The sequence below is a fragment of the Leptospira wolffii serovar Khorat str. Khorat-H2 genome, from assembly GCF_000306115.2.
GTDB lineage: Bacteria > Spirochaetota > Leptospiria > Leptospirales > Leptospiraceae > Leptospira_B > Leptospira_B wolffii.
The window spans coordinates 171,473-186,626 of record NZ_AKWX02000004.1; the positions used below are offsets into that span (position 1 = coordinate 171,473).

Below are 15,154 nucleotides of genomic sequence, written 5' to 3' on the forward strand. Positions count from 1 at the left end.
TCGTAGGAGGCGGTAAATTTCTGAAAATTATAGATCCGGTGTCAATTCTACAGGACCATCTTGAATTCATGAAGAGCGCAAAAATACGATTTCAGGAGGGGGCGAGTTTTAGAAGAACAGGTAAGTATTTTATTTCCGAATTATAGCTAAGCTCCGATACTGTCCTCCAATCATGAGGTTTTTTCGAAGCTCGCCGATTTCATTCCAAATAGTTGCTCTATTATTATTCTTAAATGGCCTTGGATTTAGCTGTGCGGGCATATCGGAAAAAAAACCGGATTCTTCTCAGAATATGGGATCCGCACTCGTCGGAAAAATCGAATCCCAAATCGATAAACTCTTAGGTAAAGAAGAAGATCCTGAAATCGTTAAGATTCTATTCGGCGGGGATGTGATGTTTAATTGGGGCATCCGAGATACGATCAAATCCAAGGGCGAGCTAGCTCCCGTAAAGGGACTGCAAGAGCTTTTCCTGGAAGCGGATTTAAGAGTATTGAATTTAGAGACTCCAGTAATTTCCGAGAAGGCTTGGGACCAAGGCAAGGCTTACGTTTTTCAAGCCAAGGAATCCGATTTGGAATCCATGTCTTTCCTGGGGGTGGATCTCGTTTCCTTGGGAAATAACCATGCAATGGATCATGGACCGGAGGGATTAGAGGAGACTTTGCGTTTCCTTTCCCAAAGAAATATTTCCCATATAGGCGCGGGCAAGAATTTGGAAGCTGCGTTTCGTCCTTGGACCTGGGATGGAAAGAATACTTCCCTAAGAGTCTATTCTGCGACCAATGTCGCCGAGGGAAGATCCCATTATGCAAGTCTCAAGCCTGGAGTCATGCCCTTGGATCTGGACTTACTCGGGAAACGATTTCAATCCGAGAATGCGATTTTAAATTCTACCAAGAACGGAAAAAAGTCTTCGAAAAAGTCTCCCGCTTTTTTTAAAGAAAGCCCTTTCAAAATTCTTTCATTGCATTGGGGTGTGGAATATTCTCCTTTTCCTACCCCGGAACAAAGAAAGACCGCTAAGAGCCTGTCCGATCACGGGATGAAGGTGATTATAGGCCACCATCCGCATATTCCCCAAGGAATCGAAAGAATCGGAAACACTCTCGTGTTTTATTCTCTTGGAAATCTGATTTTCGGAAGTAGAAACGCTTACTTGAATCATAACATAATCGTTATCTTACATATCAAGCGAGGCAATCTTCTAAAAGCGGAACTTGTTCCTATCTTCGGAAAATTCCAAAACGAAGATCATTTAGTACGTCCTTTGAAGGGGGAGGAAGCTAAGAACTTTTTACATGAGATAGCGGTTTTGTCCCAGGATTTAGGTACTAAGATCCGTATAGAAGGGGAAAGGGGCTGGATCGATCTGGACTAAACGTCCTTTAACCCGAATTTCGGAAGTTCGATCGAATATTTTCTCAGTTTTCTATATAAGGTGTTTCTTCCCATCCCCAAATTCTTTGCGGCCTTGCTGATTATGTAATTTTCTTTTTCCAGGGCTTCCAGAATCGCTTTTTTCTCCCAGGATTTTGTTGCGGAAGCGGATTCCATATCTTCCGGACCATCGCTTTCCAAGGCGTAAATCGAAGGGATTTCCAGGGAGTCTTCTTCCCAGACAAGCGACTCGGCTTCTATTTCCTTTTTATCCGAAGATAAGAAGACTGCCTGTTGCAAAACGCTTTGCAATTCTCTAATATTCCCCGGCCATGTGTAGTTTAGAATTTTTTTGAGAGATTCTTTGGAAAATACTCGGTCCTCGGATCCGATTTTCTTTAGAATGTCCTTGGATAATCCTATGATATCGGTTCTTTCTCGAAGCGGAATCATGTAGAGAACGATTCCTTTTAGTCGAAAATACAGATCCTTTCTGAATTTTCCGGATTGCACTTCCTTCCAGAGATTCCTATGAGTCGCGGCGATCACTCTCACATCCACCTTATGAGATTTGTAACTACCCACCGGATTTACGCTTCCTTCCTGCAATACTCGAAGTAGGGAAGATTGGGCTCTAGGATTCATATCCCCAATCTCATCCAAGAAGATGGTTCCTCCGTCCGCCGCCTGGAATTTTCCGATCCCTCCTTCTTTACTCGCTCCGGTAAAGGCTCCTTTTTCATAGCCAAATAATTCGCTTTCTATCAATGAATCGGGTATGGAACTGCAATTAACCGCTATGAAAGGTTTTCCGGCTCTGGAGCTATGATTGTGAATGGATTGCGCGTAGACTTCTTTTCCGGTTCCGGATTCTCCCAATAGCAGAATCGGAAAATGGTGCTCGGCCGCTCTTTTCGCAAGACCGATCAGGTTTTGGATTTTGGGACAATTGCAGTATAGATCCCCGAACGTGTATCTGGTTTCTTTAGAGATCGGTTTTTGCTTATCTAAAAATCCCCAGACTCTCTTTCTGCCGGTATAGATCGTATGGAATCTCGGATTTCCGGGAAAATCGGGAGACTCGATAACTTCCGTCCAATCTTTTCCGAGCGTCCCTTCTCCCAAGAGTTGTTTTGCCTTTCGATTTAGATATACGACTCTTCGAGACTCGTCTAAGGAGACGATGCTTCTTGTCTCGGCGGAGGATATCGCATCCAGTTCTTTTAGGATCTCCAGTTTTTCCTGGCGGGATCTATCCAGGAGAAGCCTTGTCTCCACCGATTCCGCCGCGAGGCAAGCCAAAGAAAGAGAATGCGGGATTTCGTCCTTATAGTGTCCGGTAATATCAAGAATTCCTAATAATTTGCCTTCAGGAGAATGGATGGGACTTGCGGCACAGGATAGAAAGGAATTCTTTTCCATGAAATGATTGCTTCCGTGGATTCTGACGGGAGCGTCTATCGCGAGAGAGGTTCCAATTGCATTCGTGCCCCTGATTCCTTCTCCCCAATTGGCTCCCGGTTTCAGGCAGACTCGTTCCGTTTTCTTTAGGAACTCCGGATCTCCTATGCTGTGTAGAATATTTCCTTTTTGGTCCGAGAGAATGGCAACATATCCGTAGGGAGAAAGTCTGGGAAAAATTCTCTCCAATACCGGAACGGCATACCGAAGCAAAAGAAAATTTTCGCTACGAGTGTGGTGGAGAACCGAAGAACTCATAATATCCCGTACGATAGGGGATTCGGAATCGAGTCCGAAATCCTTGGACCTCGATCTGGATTCTTGTACGATTCGATTCTCCGGAGAAATGGATTCCATAACGGTGAGAAATACAATACTCTCTTTCCGCTTGCCTTCCACTTCTTTTTACAAAAAAGAACGTTCCCTTGTTCCAAAATGGATCAATGTACTGGAACAGTAATTGATAAAACGCAGGTTAATGAGTAGGAATTCCTACATATTTAGGACGAATCGCTTTGGCACATTCTTTGCAATCTTTCGGTAGATTAGTAAGGAGAAGTCCGATGACTGCTACGAAAGTGTATCCCTTGCCAGGCGAGAAGGAAGCAAAGATTAAACTTCAGGCGAGGTACGAAAATTATATAGGAGGAGGATGGGTTCGACCGGTAAAAGGACAATACTTTGATAATATTACTCCGGTGACCGGTAAGAAACTTTGCGAGGTCGCTCGTTCCGGTTCCGAAGATATCGAGTTGGCCTTGGATGCTGCTCATAAGGCCAAAGAAGCCTGGGGTAAGACCTCCTTTGCGGAACGTTCCTTGATCTTGAATCGGATCGCAGACCGCATGCAGGAGAATTTGGAAGCTCTCGCTACCGTTGAAACCTGGGATAACGGTAAACCGATAAGGGAGACTTTGGCCGCGGATCTTCCCTTGGCTATCGACCATTTCCGATATTTTGCGGGATGTATCCGCGCGGAAGAAGGAAGCATAGGAGAAGTGGATCATGAAACGGTAGCCTATCATTTCCATGAGCCGTTAGGAGTCGTTGGGCAAATCATTCCCTGGAATTTTCCTCTTCTTATGGCTACTTGGAAACTCGCTCCTGCCTTGGCTGCAGGAAACTGCGTCGTACTAAAACCTGCGGAACAGACTCCTCTTAGTATTTTGTACTGGGCCGAATTGATATCGGATCTTCTTCCTCCGGGAGTTCTGAACATCGTCAACGGGTTTGGGATAGAGGCGGGAAAACCGCTGGCTCAAAGTAAGAGGATCGCTAAGATCGCTTTCACCGGAGAGACTACTACGGGAAGGCTTATCATGCAATACGCCTCCGAGAATATCATTCCCGTGACCTTGGAGCTGGGAGGAAAATCCGCGAACATATTCTTTGAAGACGTTTTTCAAAGAGGAGAAGAATATTTGGACAAGGCATTGGAAGGTTTCGCGATGTTTGCCTTAAATCAAGGAGAGGTATGCACTTGTCCTTCTCGCGCTCTCGTCCAGGAATCGATTTATGAAAAATTTATGGACCTTGCCGTCGCCCGAGTCAAGAAAATCGAGCAAGGAAATCCTCTTTCTCTTTCCACGATGATCGGTGCCCAAGCCTCCGTGGACCAATTGGAAAAGATTCTTTCCTATATCGATATAGGAAAGAGAGAAGGTGCAGGAGTGTTGACCGGAGGAGAAAGAGCGAATCTGGGAGGAAGCATCGGAGACGGATATTACGTGCAGCCCACCATATTCACCGGAAACAATAAGATGAGAATCTTCCAAGAAGAGATCTTCGGACCGGTGGTTTCCGTTACCAAATTCAAGGACGAGAAGGAAGCTTTGGAAATCGCGAACGACACTCTCTACGGATTAGGAGCCGGAGTCTGGACCTTGGATATGAACCGGGCTTTCCGCATAGGTAAAGGACTGCAAGCGGGTAGGGTTTGGACGAATTGCTATCACGCGTATCCGGCTCACGCGGCCTTCGGAGGATACAAGCAATCCGGAATAGGTAGAGAGACTCATAAGATGATGCTCCACCATTACCAGCAAACCAAGAACCTTTTAGTGAGTTATAGCACCAAGGCCCTCGGGTTCTTCTAAAAATTCGAAAAAGCCCCCAAGTGGGGGCTTTTCTCCTGGGAGGGGAAATGCAAATTATAAATAGGGTCTCTGCCACCGAGGAAGCTAAGTCTTGGATCCGGAAATTAAAATCGGAGAAGGGCGAGCTGCTATTCCACCAATCGGGGGGATGCTGTGACGGTTCCGCACCCATGTGTTATCCGGCGGGTGACTTTATCATAGGCGCAAACGATGTATTTCTCGGGGAAGTGGAGGGCGTCCCGGTCTATATGGGAGGCCAACAATTCGAATATTGGCGTCATACTCATCTGATCCTGGATTTGGTACCGGGAAGAGGGGCGAGTTTCAGCGTGGAGGCCCCGTATGGAGTTCGGTTTCTAACAAGATCCCGGCTCCTGGAGGAATCGGACTATATCGGATCTGCCTAATCCGTTTTGTGACTCTTCTTTTGGGATTCTTTCAGAATCCCTTCTTTTTCTCCTTCCAATTATGGCCTTGACCGGCGACCGAGGCGGCCGAAAATAGGGCAAAATCCGGTTCTTCTGCTCGCCACGGATCGTAGGCGGGCATTTTCCCATAGGAGAAACTTTTGAGAAACTACGAGATTACCACAATCACGCGTTCTACCGCGAAGGAAGTCGCTAAAAGCGAGGTCGTTGAGATCTTCAAAAAGCATTCCATCAACGTAACCGCAGAAGAAGATTGGGGCCAGAAAAAACTTTGGCATCCCATTAAACACCAAGATTACGGCATCTTCACCCACTTCAAGGTGAGTGCTGATCAATCCGCCTTAGAAAAGGTAGAGCGCGACTTCGGTTTGAACCAAAATCTGCTCCGCTCTATGATCGTCCGCCTCAATGGCTAACGATATCAATCGGGTGACCCTTGTCGGTCGCCTGACCCGTGACCCGGAATTCAAAACGGTCAACGGGACTTCCCTGGTGAATTTTTCCTTAGCGAACGGTCGCACCTATGTGACCGGTGGAGAGAAGAAGGAGGAAACTCATTTCTTCGACTGCGAAGCCTGGGGAAAAGGCGCGGATATCATCCAGCAATACTGCAAGAAGGGCAAACAACTCGTGATCGAGGGACGCTTGAAGCAGGACACCTGGGAAACCATGGAAGGCAAGAAGGCCTCTCGGATCCGTATCGTCGTGGAAAATTTCCAGATGATCGGAGCTAGAGAGAACGGCGGCGGAGAATACGGTTCTTCCGCCAATAGCGGCTCCTCTTATTCCTCCTCACACGAGGAGATGAGCGGCTCCGCTATGGACGACGATATACCTTTTTAATGAGGACACGATAGATGTCAGAGAACGAAACCCAAGAAGAAACAGCAGGTAAGGAAGTTACCGCAGAGGGCATGCCTTTAGACCAAGAAGGCGGTCGCCCTCCTAAGAAACAAAATAAATACAAGAAGAAGGTTTGCCGTTTCACTGCGGACCCTGAACTTGCGAAACAAATCAATTATAAGAATACGGAACTCCTCGAGAGATTTATAACCAACCGTGGTAAAATCATTCCTCGTAGAATCACCGGAACTTCCGCTAAATACCAAAGGATTCTCGCGAGAGAAATCCGCAAAGCCCGTAGCATCGGCTTACTACCGTTCAAGGTAAACTGAGGAGGAAACGAATGAGAGTAATTTTGCAAAAAGACGTTTCCAATCTGGGCGATGCGGGAGATATCAAGGACGTTGCGGATGGATTCGCACGTAATTACCTTTTCCCTAATAGACTTGCGGTTCGCGCTTCCGAAGGTAAGACCAAAATGGCTCTTCATCAGAAGAAACTCGCCGACCTGAAAAAAGAAAAACGCAAGAAGGACATGGAATCCGTGTCCGGCGGATTGAACGGAAAGGAATTCGAAATTTCCGTGAAAACCGGTGGCGGAGACAAGCTTTTCGGAGCGGTAACTCCTGCGGACGTTGCGGCTCTTTTAAAAGCGGCAGGTTTCGAGTTGGACAAGCGTAAGATCGAGTTCCCTGAACCGATCCGTAGCCTTGGATCCTATAAGCTGAAAATCCGTCTCGCGGAAGGTATCCTCCCTACTATCACTATCAACGTGAAGAAAGAGGAAGAAGTTCCCGCCGCAGGCTGATCCAGTAAAATCGCATGCAAGCCGACTCCTTGTACGAACTGGAATCCGAGAAGTCCTTTCTTGGATTCCTGCTCCTCAAGGGGGCGGATAACCTCATAGACATCCCCCTCGCTCCTGAGGATTTTTACCAAGACACAAACAGAAGAGTCTATAAGGCCATCATTGACCTGGTCGATAAGCGCACCGCAGTCGATCCTGTCTCGGTCCTGAACTACTTAAAAGAGAATTCCCTACTCAAAGATCCGGAGAGGGAATACGAATACATTTACTCCTTATATAAGGATTCCGTGGTTTCCCATCCCTTGGGATACTATGCGGACAGAATCAAGCGTCTTTCCGAGAGAAGAAAATATTCCAAATTATTGATGAACGCCCTGGATCTGATCCAGAAAGAACCGGGGGAAAACGAATCCGTTTTTAACCGTATCGAGCAGAGTCTGACGGAGATATCTCGGGCCACAGACGTTAAGGGACTTCTTCCCGTCGCCCAGGACAAGGCGGCTCTTTCCGAATATATCCGGGAAATTATGGAAAGCAGGGGCCAAATCAAGGGGCTTCGCACTAATTTTACCCAGTTCGACGAGATGACTTCTGGCCTCAAAGAATACGAGCTTATGGTGCTCGCGGCTCGTCCCGGTAACGGAAAAACGACCCTCGCTTTGAATATAGCCTCGAACGTGGCTCTCATACACAATCGTCCCGTCGTCATCTTCTCTTTGGAGATGAGCCGGATGGAATTGCTTCTGAAACTGGTTTGTTCCTACGCCCAGGTGGAATCGAACAAACTAAAAAGATCCGAAGTCACTCGTTCCGACGCTCCGAAGCTTATCGATGCGATCGTGAAGGTGACTTCTTCTCCCATCTATATCGACGATTCAGGCGCACTGACTGTGGACGATTTCAAAGGAAGGGTACGTAAACTTCTTACCAACGAAACTCTGGGACTCATCATCGTGGATTACCTTCAGCTCATGAGTGATCCCAAAAACCGGGACGGGGGACGCCAACAAGAGGTTTCCTCCATATCCAGAACGTTAAAACAGATCGCCAAGGAAGCGAAATGTCCGGTGATCGCACTTTCTCAGATGAACCGTTCCATCGAACAGAGGTCGAAGGACCAAAGACCCCAGCTCGCCGACTTACGGGAGTCGGGAGCCATCGAGCAGGATGCGGATATCGTTACATTCATCTACAGGGGAGAGAAGGGAAAGGACGAGGAGGAAGATCCTCGTATGAAAGGAATGGCGGAGATTATCGTCGCCAAAAACAGGTCGGGGCCTACGGGTTCTTTTCCACTTGCCTTCCGACCCGAACTTTCCAGATTTGATAACGTATAGTCCCGCAAAAGGGATTTTACACGGCCGTATTTGTGAATCGAAATGTCGGCTCAAGTTTTGTCCGTTTCGAATTAAGTTTCGAAAGCGAGCTCTTATAATACGAAGTAAGGAACTGTATTTCTTTGGAAGATTGGATTTTAGAAAATTATAAAAGTAGATTTTGGGCGGGAGAAGCGAGTGTCGCCCAAGAAGGAAAGACTCTCACGTTGTTCGGATGGTCGTTCCGATTCCGGGACCAGGGCGGGGTCATTTTCGTGGATCTCCGAGATAGAACCGGGATCCTACAAGTCGTTCTTCGCAAGGAAATCCTGGGGGATTCCTTTTCTTTGGCCGAAAAAATCCGCTCCGAGTATGTGATCGCAGTCCAGGGGAAACTCAAAAAAAGGGATCCGGAAAGCGTGAATCCCAAGATGGCGACCGGTGCAGTGGAGTTAGTGGTCGAGAAACTCTCGATTCTCAACCAATCCAAGACCCCTCCTTTCTCTCTGGACGAGTTCGACGATACTTCCGAAGAACACCGTTTGAAATACAGATACTTGGATTTTCGTAGGGACGAACTCAAAGATAGGATGATCAAACGCCATGAGTTCATCTTCGCGATTCGCAATTATCTCAATTCCCGTAAATTCCTGGAGATAGAGACTCCTATCCTGAACAAGTCCACTCCGGAAGGTGCTCGGGATTTTCTAGTACCTTCTCGTTTGAATCCCAACTCTTTCTACGCTCTTCCTCAATCTCCCCAGATATTTAAGCAAATTCTAATGGTGGGGGGAATGGAGAGATATTTCCAGATCGTGAAATGTTTCCGAGACGAGGACCTTCGCGCGGATCGCCAACCCGAATTCACCCAGCTGGATATGGAGTTCGCATTCGTTTCCCAGGAGGAAATTCTCTCCGAAATAGAGGGACTATTCTCCCAAATCATGAAGGAAGTCTTCGGAGTCGGATTCCAAGGCCCCTTTGCCCGTATGCCTTACAAACAGGCAATGGAAGAATACGGTTCCGATAAACCGGATCTGCGTTTCGGAATGAAGCTCGTGGATGTTTCGGAAATCGTAAAAAACAGCGATTTCCAAGTCTTTTCCGGAGCAGTCGCTTCCGGGGGAGTAGTGAAGGCGGTTTGCGTTCCGGGCGGTTCCGTTATTTCCCGAAAAGAAATCGAAGAACTCACCGCTTGGTTGAATCGGGATTACAAAGCCAAGGGCCTCGCCTACATGAAGCACGGGCCGGAAGGTCTCGAGTCCACTATTACGAAACGGTTCACTCCGGAGGCTTTGTCCGGAATCGCAAACGCTGTCGGTTCCAAAGAAGGAGACATGGTCTTTTTCGGAGCGGACGAGAGGGAGATCGTGAACCATTCTCTCGGGGCGCTACGTCTAAAGTTATCGGAAAGATTTGACAAACCTGCGGAAGGAAGCTTTCATATTTCCTGGATCGTCGACTTTCCGATGTTCGAATGGAACAAGGACAGCAAACGCTGGGATTCCTTGCACCATCCGTTCACTTCTCCTAGCGACTCCAGTCTGGAAATCTTTTCCTCCGAGGAAAGATTGCAGAAGGAAGCTGGAAATGCTCTGGCTAAGGCCTATGATTTGGTCTTGAACGGGGTGGAGATCGGAGGCGGATCCATTCGTATCCATTCCAAAGAAGTGCAGAATAGAGTATTCTCCACTCTCGGAATCGGACCGGAAGATGCGAAGAATAAATTCGGCTTCCTATTGGAAGCGTTGGAATACGGCGCTCCTCCTCACGGAGGGATCGCCTTCGGAATCGATAGGATCCTCATGCTCATGACCGGAGGAAAATCGATTCGCGATGTGATCGCGTTTCCTAAGACCCAGAAAGGGATTTGCCTCATGAGCGAATGCCCTTCCGAGGTAGAGGAAAAACAGCTCCAAGAACTGAAACTTAGGTTGATAAAGGTTTAATCGTATCAGGAAAGAACAGTTTACTTTCGAAAACCAAGACCTGTATCGTAAGATCTGCGGGATCAACGATGCAGGCGTTCGGAATCTGGAAAAACAATTGGAACTGGATCTGATTCCGAGAGGAAACGGATTCCAATTGGAAGGCAGTTCCCCAAAGGTAGATTTTGCCTTGGATTTTTTCAATCTGCTGGAAACCAATTACCGGGATAGACCCGACAGGGATTTCACGGATTCCTTCGATTTCGGTTATCTTCTCAAACAAGCGACCCGGGAAAAGAAAAAGGAAGAGAGAAAATCCGAAGACCTTCCTTTTACTCCCAGCGAAAAGATTCTCACCACCTATAAAGGAAAGCATCTTTATCCTAGGACCAAGAATCAGGATAAGTATATTCAATCTTTCTTAAATAATTTGATTACATTTGGAATCGGTCCTGCGGGAACCGGAAAGACTTTTCTCTCCGTCGCAATGGCATGTCGTTTCCTACAGAACGGTATCGTTGATAAGATAGTTCTTACTCGCCCCGCCGTGGAAGCGGGGGAGAACCTTGGATTTCTTCCGGGAGACCTGAACCAAAAAGTGGATCCTTATCTTCGTCCCGTATACGACGCTTTGAACGAATGTATCGGCTTCGAAAAGACCCAGGAGTATATAGCTCTCACTAAAATAGAAATCGCTCCCGTGGCATTTATGAGGGGGCGCACACTTTCCAAGAGTTTTATCATTCTGGACGAGGCCCAAAACTGCACCCTCTCCCAATTAAAGATGATTATGACCCGATTGGGTAGGAACTCTCGCATGTGTATTTCCGGAGACGTGACCCAAATCGATTTGGAACACGGTAGATCCGGTTTCGATCGTGTGGTAAACTTGTTCCGGAGCACGGAGAGTATCGGACAGGTATTCTTCGGAAAAGAGGACATCACGAGACATCCTCTGGTAGAAACGATAGTGAGGAAGTTCGAGGAATTGTAATGTTTCCCCTGGGATCGCTATTAGAGAGAGGAATGGCCTGGATTACGGATACTTTAACCAAGATCCGTCCCATTTCTTTCGTTCGAAAATTTCAGGTCATATTGACCGCGATCACTCTCATCATCGTGACCTGGATGCTTGCGATTCCTTTCTTCGGTCAGGATAAGATCGATCTTTCTCCGGACGGTCCTTATTCGGAAGGTAAGACCGCTTTGGAAAAAGTGGTTTCCCTGAAGGAAATCGTCTACGAGGACGAAGAAAAAACCAAGGCAAAGAAACTCAAAGCGTATCAGGCGGCTCCCAATTATTTTGATCGGGACTATCGTATTCTCATAGATATCATCCGTCCCGCTATCCAAGAGGATATGGAAAATTACAGATCCTTGAAGCCAAGCGGAGAAGCGAAGAATGCCGCGGAACTTCTTACCACGGTTCCTCGTTGGAAGAATAGGTCCAAGGAGGATCTGGAGCTTCTTTTGAAGACGCCCGGAAAATCCAGGGTCCGGGATCTGGTCCAGCAATACACCAATCTGATCTTTTCCAATTTCTGCGTGCTTAGGGACGCGCCGGCGGATTATAACTCCATGAGAGCCGCAGAAGCTAAGGTTCGTAATTCCGGAGCCATCGGAAACAAAGAACAGATTTCCTCCTTGGAAGGAACTCTAGTGGTTCCGAGGACTTATTTATACAGGGACAATGCTACCGTCGAGGCGTTGAATCGATTGGCATCTGAGAAATTGCAGGCTACGGATCCGCAGCTTCTTTCCGTGATCCAAAAACTTTCCCTGACTTACGTGTATTCCAATCCGGCTTGTACTTACAACGCGGAGGAGACCAAGAACCAAAAGCAGGCGATTGTGGACAGAACGGAGCCAGTGAATAGTCGCATAGATGCGGGAGAAAGTATAGTAAAAGCGGGTGAGATCATCACTCCGGAAATCCACAAGAAACTTCAGATCGTAAACCGTTACGCTACCAGGGCCAATATAGCGTCCATCATCTCCATTCTTCTTATTCAATCCATTTTCGTAATCATAGTCTACGCTTTCCTAAAGAAATACAATCCTAAGAGATTGAATGACGTATCGAGTAACGTTATCGTATTCACTTTGATCTGGTCTTTGGTACTCTGGACGTATCTCGCGTCCAAAGCGTTCTATAGCTTCGAAAACAGTTACGACGCCGTATTCTATTTCGCTTTGGTCATTCCTACGGGAATGGTCTGTCTCATTCTTTCCATGATCTACGATGAGCAGCTGTCGATAGCAATAGGATTCTTTCTCTCGTTCTTCGTGTTCGCCGCTTCCCGTTATAATCCCACTTCCTTCATGTTGGCTTTCGTGATGACCGTGGTTGCGGCCACGTACGGAAGAAAAATGCGTAAGCGGATCGATTTTATCAAGGCCGGATTCTATATGGCCTTGGTCCAGATTCTAATCTCTTCTTCCGGCTATCTTTTCGATTCGCGAAATTATTGGGTGGCGGTTCCTTCCGGTTCCTATTTGCGGGACTTATGGGAATCGAATATATTCAAATTGTATTTATTATGCTTAGTGAACGGATTCGTATGCTCGACTCTCACCCAGTTGCTTTTGCCCATCTACGAATACGTTTTCAATATTCCTACCAGATTCAAACTGATGGAATTGGCCGATACGGGACATCCGCTTCTCCAGAGCCTCCTGACTAAGGCGCCTTCCACTTATACCCATACTTTTCTTGTGGCGGCGATGTCGGAAAGGGCTGCCCAAAATTTGGAACTGGATTGGTTACTCACAAGGGTCGGAGTATATTTCCACGATATAGGCAAGATTCCGAACGCGGGCTTTTTCGTGGAGAACCAGCATTTGATTCCTAAAAAGGAAAATATCGATAAGAATAATCCAGCCAAGGCGGCAAAGATCGTGATCGATCACGTATTGGACGGAATAGAGATGGCCAAGAAGGCCAGATTGCCTCGTGAGGTCATCGATTTCATTCCGGAACACCATGGCACTTCCACGATGGCGTTCTTTTACCATAAAGCATTGGCCGAACTTTCTCCTTCTCAGAAAAAGAAATTGAGAAAGCAGGATTTCCAGTATCCCGGACCCAAGCCACAGAGAAAGGAAACCGCGATCGTGATGATCGCGGATAGCTTGGAGGCTGCGAGTCGCTCTTTGGAAGAAGTCACTCCGGAAGCCTTGGATGCACTTATTACGAAAATCGTAAATAGCAAGCTTGCTGAGAACCAATTGGACGAATGCGGACTGACTCTCGGCGATCTGGAAGTTGTCAAATCCTCCTTTAAAGAAGTGCTGCTCTCCAGTCTTCATTCCCGCCCTAAATATCCCAAACCGGAAGACACCAAGGCACTGGAGGAGAAGAATAGGAATATTCTAGGCAAGAATGCCGGAAAGGCCTCTTAATCTTGTTTTCATTCGCTTCCGATATTTCGGAACATTCTCTCCCGGATTGGTTGAACGAGGAATTCCTTGGAGACCGATCTTCCGTTCTAACCGGATTCGCATTTCCTAATATTCTAACGGAGATTTCGCTGTTACTCGTGGACGACCCTAATATGCGGGAAATTAATCGGGTCAGGAGGGCGAAAGATTATGCAACGGACGTCCTGTCTTTTCCTTTGAGTTTCGACGAGATTCCTTGGGAACTTCCCCCTACGGCAGATAAAAAATTCGGACCCGTCTTAAGCCTGGGAGAGATCGTCATCTCCTGGGACACCTGTAAGGCACAGGCGAAACAAATCGGTCATAGCGAAAAGGAAGAATTCTTTCGATTATTTGTACACGGATTTTTGCATCTAATCGGTTACGATCACGAAAGAGGAGAATCGGACGAGGCTCTCATGAAGGAAAAGGAAGATCTATGTCTGGATCTAGTTCTGGGGCCTTAAAGAAAACCAAGGGAATCGTAATGGAAAGTCGGATTCTTCCCGAAGGAGACGCTTTCCTTCGACTACTTCCCGAAGAGGGGGAAGTGGGAAGTTTCCGCGTAAAGGGGATTAAGAAAAGTAAGACCCGCCCCATCGCCGCCGTCGAACCGGGTTCTCTTACCGTATTGGATTATTATTATACGCAAGGTAGGGAGTCCTATAACGTAAAGGAGATCGGACTCATCCAGCGTTTCGACCGTGCTAAGACCGGTTATACAGGGACCGTGCTTGTCGCTTATCTTGTGGAACTGGTATCCGCTTTTCTTACGGAGGGAGGATCTCATCCTCAGGAGTATAAGCTTCTTCTCGCGGCCTTAAAAGAACTGGACGAAGACGGATATCGTCCGGTCTTTTTACCTTTCTTCAAATTAAAACTACTGTATGTAGGAGGTTTCGTTTCCAGGGAGATGGAATGCGCGAGTTGCGGCAAGACCGTTTCCGAAATGCAAGCCTGTAGCCTTGAGGAGAGTCATTTCGAAATCGTTTGCGGGGATTGCCAAACTCCTCCATCGGACAAACTGGGACTGGTTCGTTTTTTGCAGGATTGTCTGTTGCTGCGTTATAGGGACTTAAAGGAGAAAAAGATTTCCCTTGAACTCCTGAAGGAGGCGGATAGTCTCAGCAACCGGGCCTTAAAGCCACTACTCGGCAAGCGACTGAAATCGGAAGCCATGCTCTACGAAGCCTTGGGAGACGGCCTTGAATAAGTTTTTTAAAACCTGCTTTCTACTTTTATATATAGTCGGACTCGTATTCGGTTTGGTCCTGGACCAACGTTGGGGTAAAAAGGATCCGCCGCCCAGGACCGCATTCCGAGAGGATTCCAGATCCTGCCAAACTCTTGAATGTATCCTCAGGGAGAAAAATCTTGTCCTGGGGGCATTGGACAAAAGCTGGAATACGATCCGGGAGAAAAGACTCTTTCCGGATTGGGAAAATCAATCCTCCCAAAAATAGGAAACCCGCCG

At 47.1% G+C, this 15,154-nt stretch carries 15 protein-coding genes; 14 read left to right on the forward strand and 1 reads right to left on the reverse strand.

Annotated elements, in window-relative coordinates:
* Positions 1 to 172 precede the first annotated feature (172 nt).
* The gene (locus LEP1GSC061_RS00840) at positions 173 to 1,381 is read left to right on the forward strand and encodes a CapA family protein (RefSeq protein WP_040507520.1); all 1,209 of its coding nucleotides are present in this window, start codon (positions 173 to 175) and stop codon (positions 1,379 to 1,381) included.
* Here LEP1GSC061_RS00840 and LEP1GSC061_RS00845 read toward each other — a convergent pair.
* The gene (locus LEP1GSC061_RS00845) at positions 1,378 to 3,198 is read right to left on the reverse strand and encodes a sigma-54-dependent Fis family transcriptional regulator (protein ID WP_016543995.1); all 1,821 of its coding nucleotides are present in this window, start codon (positions 3,196 to 3,198) and stop codon (positions 1,378 to 1,380) included. The genes LEP1GSC061_RS00840 and LEP1GSC061_RS00845 overlap by 4 nt on opposite strands.
* A 206-nt stretch (positions 3,199 to 3,404) precedes the next feature.
* Between LEP1GSC061_RS00845 and adh the strand changes: the two genes are divergently transcribed.
* The 13 genes from adh to LEP1GSC061_RS00910 all read left to right on the forward strand — a co-directional run bounded on the left by adh (position 3,405) and on the right by LEP1GSC061_RS00910 (position 15,143).
* Positions 3,405 to 4,937 (forward strand): aldehyde dehydrogenase, encoded by a 1,533-nt coding sequence (adh, locus tag LEP1GSC061_RS00850; protein ID WP_016543805.1) that lies wholly within the window; start codon positions 3,405 to 3,407, stop codon positions 4,935 to 4,937.
* A 47-nt stretch (positions 4,938 to 4,984) separates the two neighbouring features.
* On the forward strand, positions 4,985 to 5,344 hold the full coding sequence (locus LEP1GSC061_RS00855; RefSeq protein WP_016543654.1) for a DUF779 domain-containing protein: 360 nt from the start codon (positions 4,985 to 4,987) through the stop codon (positions 5,342 to 5,344).
* A 161-nt stretch (positions 5,345 to 5,505) separates the two neighbouring features.
* The gene (gene rpsF / locus LEP1GSC061_RS00860) at positions 5,506 to 5,781 is read left to right on the forward strand and encodes a 30S ribosomal protein S6 (protein ID WP_016543603.1); all 276 of its coding nucleotides are present in this window, start codon (positions 5,506 to 5,508) and stop codon (positions 5,779 to 5,781) included.
* Positions 5,774 to 6,208 (forward strand): single-stranded DNA-binding protein, encoded by a 435-nt coding sequence (locus LEP1GSC061_RS00865; RefSeq protein ID WP_016543491.1) that lies wholly within the window; start codon positions 5,774 to 5,776, stop codon positions 6,206 to 6,208. Before rpsF ends, LEP1GSC061_RS00865 begins: the two co-directional genes overlap by 8 nt.
* Positions 6,209 to 6,222: 14 nt before the next feature.
* Positions 6,223 to 6,540 (forward strand): 30S ribosomal protein S18, encoded by a 318-nt coding sequence (gene rpsR, locus LEP1GSC061_RS00870; protein ID WP_016543426.1) that lies wholly within the window; start codon positions 6,223 to 6,225, stop codon positions 6,538 to 6,540.
* Between the two features lie 11 nt (positions 6,541 to 6,551).
* Positions 6,552 to 7,016 carry a 50S ribosomal protein L9 gene (gene rplI, locus LEP1GSC061_RS00875; protein ID WP_040507523.1) on the forward strand — a complete coding sequence of 155 codons (465 nt, stop codon included), beginning with the start codon at positions 6,552 to 6,554 and terminating at the stop codon, positions 7,014 to 7,016.
* Between the two features lie 14 nt (positions 7,017 to 7,030).
* On the forward strand, positions 7,031 to 8,353 hold the full coding sequence (gene dnaB, locus LEP1GSC061_RS00880; protein ID WP_016543994.1) for a replicative DNA helicase: 1,323 nt from the start codon (positions 7,031 to 7,033) through the stop codon (positions 8,351 to 8,353).
* 122 nt (positions 8,354 to 8,475) lie between these two features.
* Positions 8,476 to 10,281, forward strand: coding sequence for an aspartate--tRNA ligase (gene aspS / locus LEP1GSC061_RS00885; protein WP_016543894.1), 1,806 nt, complete (start codon positions 8,476 to 8,478; stop codon positions 10,279 to 10,281).
* A gap of 4 nt (positions 10,282 to 10,285) precedes the next feature.
* Positions 10,286 to 11,254: a PhoH family protein gene (locus LEP1GSC061_RS00890; RefSeq protein WP_040507527.1), complete on the forward strand. Its 969-nt coding sequence runs from the start codon at positions 10,286 to 10,288 to the stop codon at positions 11,252 to 11,254.
* On the forward strand, positions 11,254 to 13,662 hold the full coding sequence (locus LEP1GSC061_RS00895) for an HD family phosphohydrolase (protein WP_016544081.1): 2,409 nt from the start codon (positions 11,254 to 11,256) through the stop codon (positions 13,660 to 13,662). The genes LEP1GSC061_RS00890 and LEP1GSC061_RS00895 overlap by 1 nt, the downstream gene beginning before the upstream one ends.
* Positions 13,663 to 13,814: 152 nt before the next feature.
* Positions 13,815 to 14,147, forward strand: a complete 333-nt coding sequence (gene ybeY / locus LEP1GSC061_RS00900; RefSeq protein ID WP_232218358.1) for an rRNA maturation RNase YbeY — start codon at positions 13,815 to 13,817, stop codon at positions 14,145 to 14,147.
* Positions 14,120 to 14,893: a DNA repair protein RecO gene (gene recO / locus LEP1GSC061_RS00905; RefSeq protein WP_016543369.1), complete on the forward strand. Its 774-nt coding sequence runs from the start codon at positions 14,120 to 14,122 to the stop codon at positions 14,891 to 14,893. The genes ybeY and recO overlap by 28 nt, the downstream gene beginning before the upstream one ends.
* A complete protein-coding gene (locus tag LEP1GSC061_RS00910) occupies positions 14,886 to 15,143 on the forward strand; it encodes a hypothetical protein (protein ID WP_016543719.1) in 258 nt (85 codons plus the stop codon). The genes recO and LEP1GSC061_RS00910 overlap by 8 nt, the downstream gene beginning before the upstream one ends.
* Positions 15,144 to 15,154 lie beyond the last annotated feature (11 nt).

Coding starts and splice junctions, on each gene's coding strand:
- LEP1GSC061_RS00840 (WP_040507520.1), top strand. CDS start 173: ATGAGGTTTTTTCGAAGCTCGCCGATTTCATTCCAAATAGTTGCTCTA.
- LEP1GSC061_RS00845 (WP_016543995.1), bottom strand. CDS start 3,198: ATGGAATCCATTTCTCCGGAGAATCGAATCGTACAAGAATCCAGATCG.
- adh (WP_016543805.1), top strand. CDS start 3,405: ATGACTGCTACGAAAGTGTATCCCTTGCCAGGCGAGAAGGAAGCAAAG.
- LEP1GSC061_RS00855 (WP_016543654.1), top strand. CDS start 4,985: ATGCAAATTATAAATAGGGTCTCTGCCACCGAGGAAGCTAAGTCTTGG.
- LEP1GSC061_RS00865 (WP_016543491.1), top strand. CDS start 5,774: ATGGCTAACGATATCAATCGGGTGACCCTTGTCGGTCGCCTGACCCGT.
- rpsR (WP_016543426.1), top strand. CDS start 6,223: ATGTCAGAGAACGAAACCCAAGAAGAAACAGCAGGTAAGGAAGTTACC.
- rplI (WP_040507523.1), top strand. CDS start 6,552: ATGAGAGTAATTTTGCAAAAAGACGTTTCCAATCTGGGCGATGCGGGA.
- dnaB (WP_016543994.1), top strand. CDS start 7,031: ATGCAAGCCGACTCCTTGTACGAACTGGAATCCGAGAAGTCCTTTCTT.
- LEP1GSC061_RS00895 (WP_016544081.1), top strand. CDS start 11,254: ATGTTTCCCCTGGGATCGCTATTAGAGAGAGGAATGGCCTGGATTACG.
- ybeY (WP_232218358.1), top strand. CDS start 13,815: ATGCGGGAAATTAATCGGGTCAGGAGGGCGAAAGATTATGCAACGGAC.
- recO (WP_016543369.1), top strand. CDS start 14,120: ATGTCTGGATCTAGTTCTGGGGCCTTAAAGAAAACCAAGGGAATCGTA.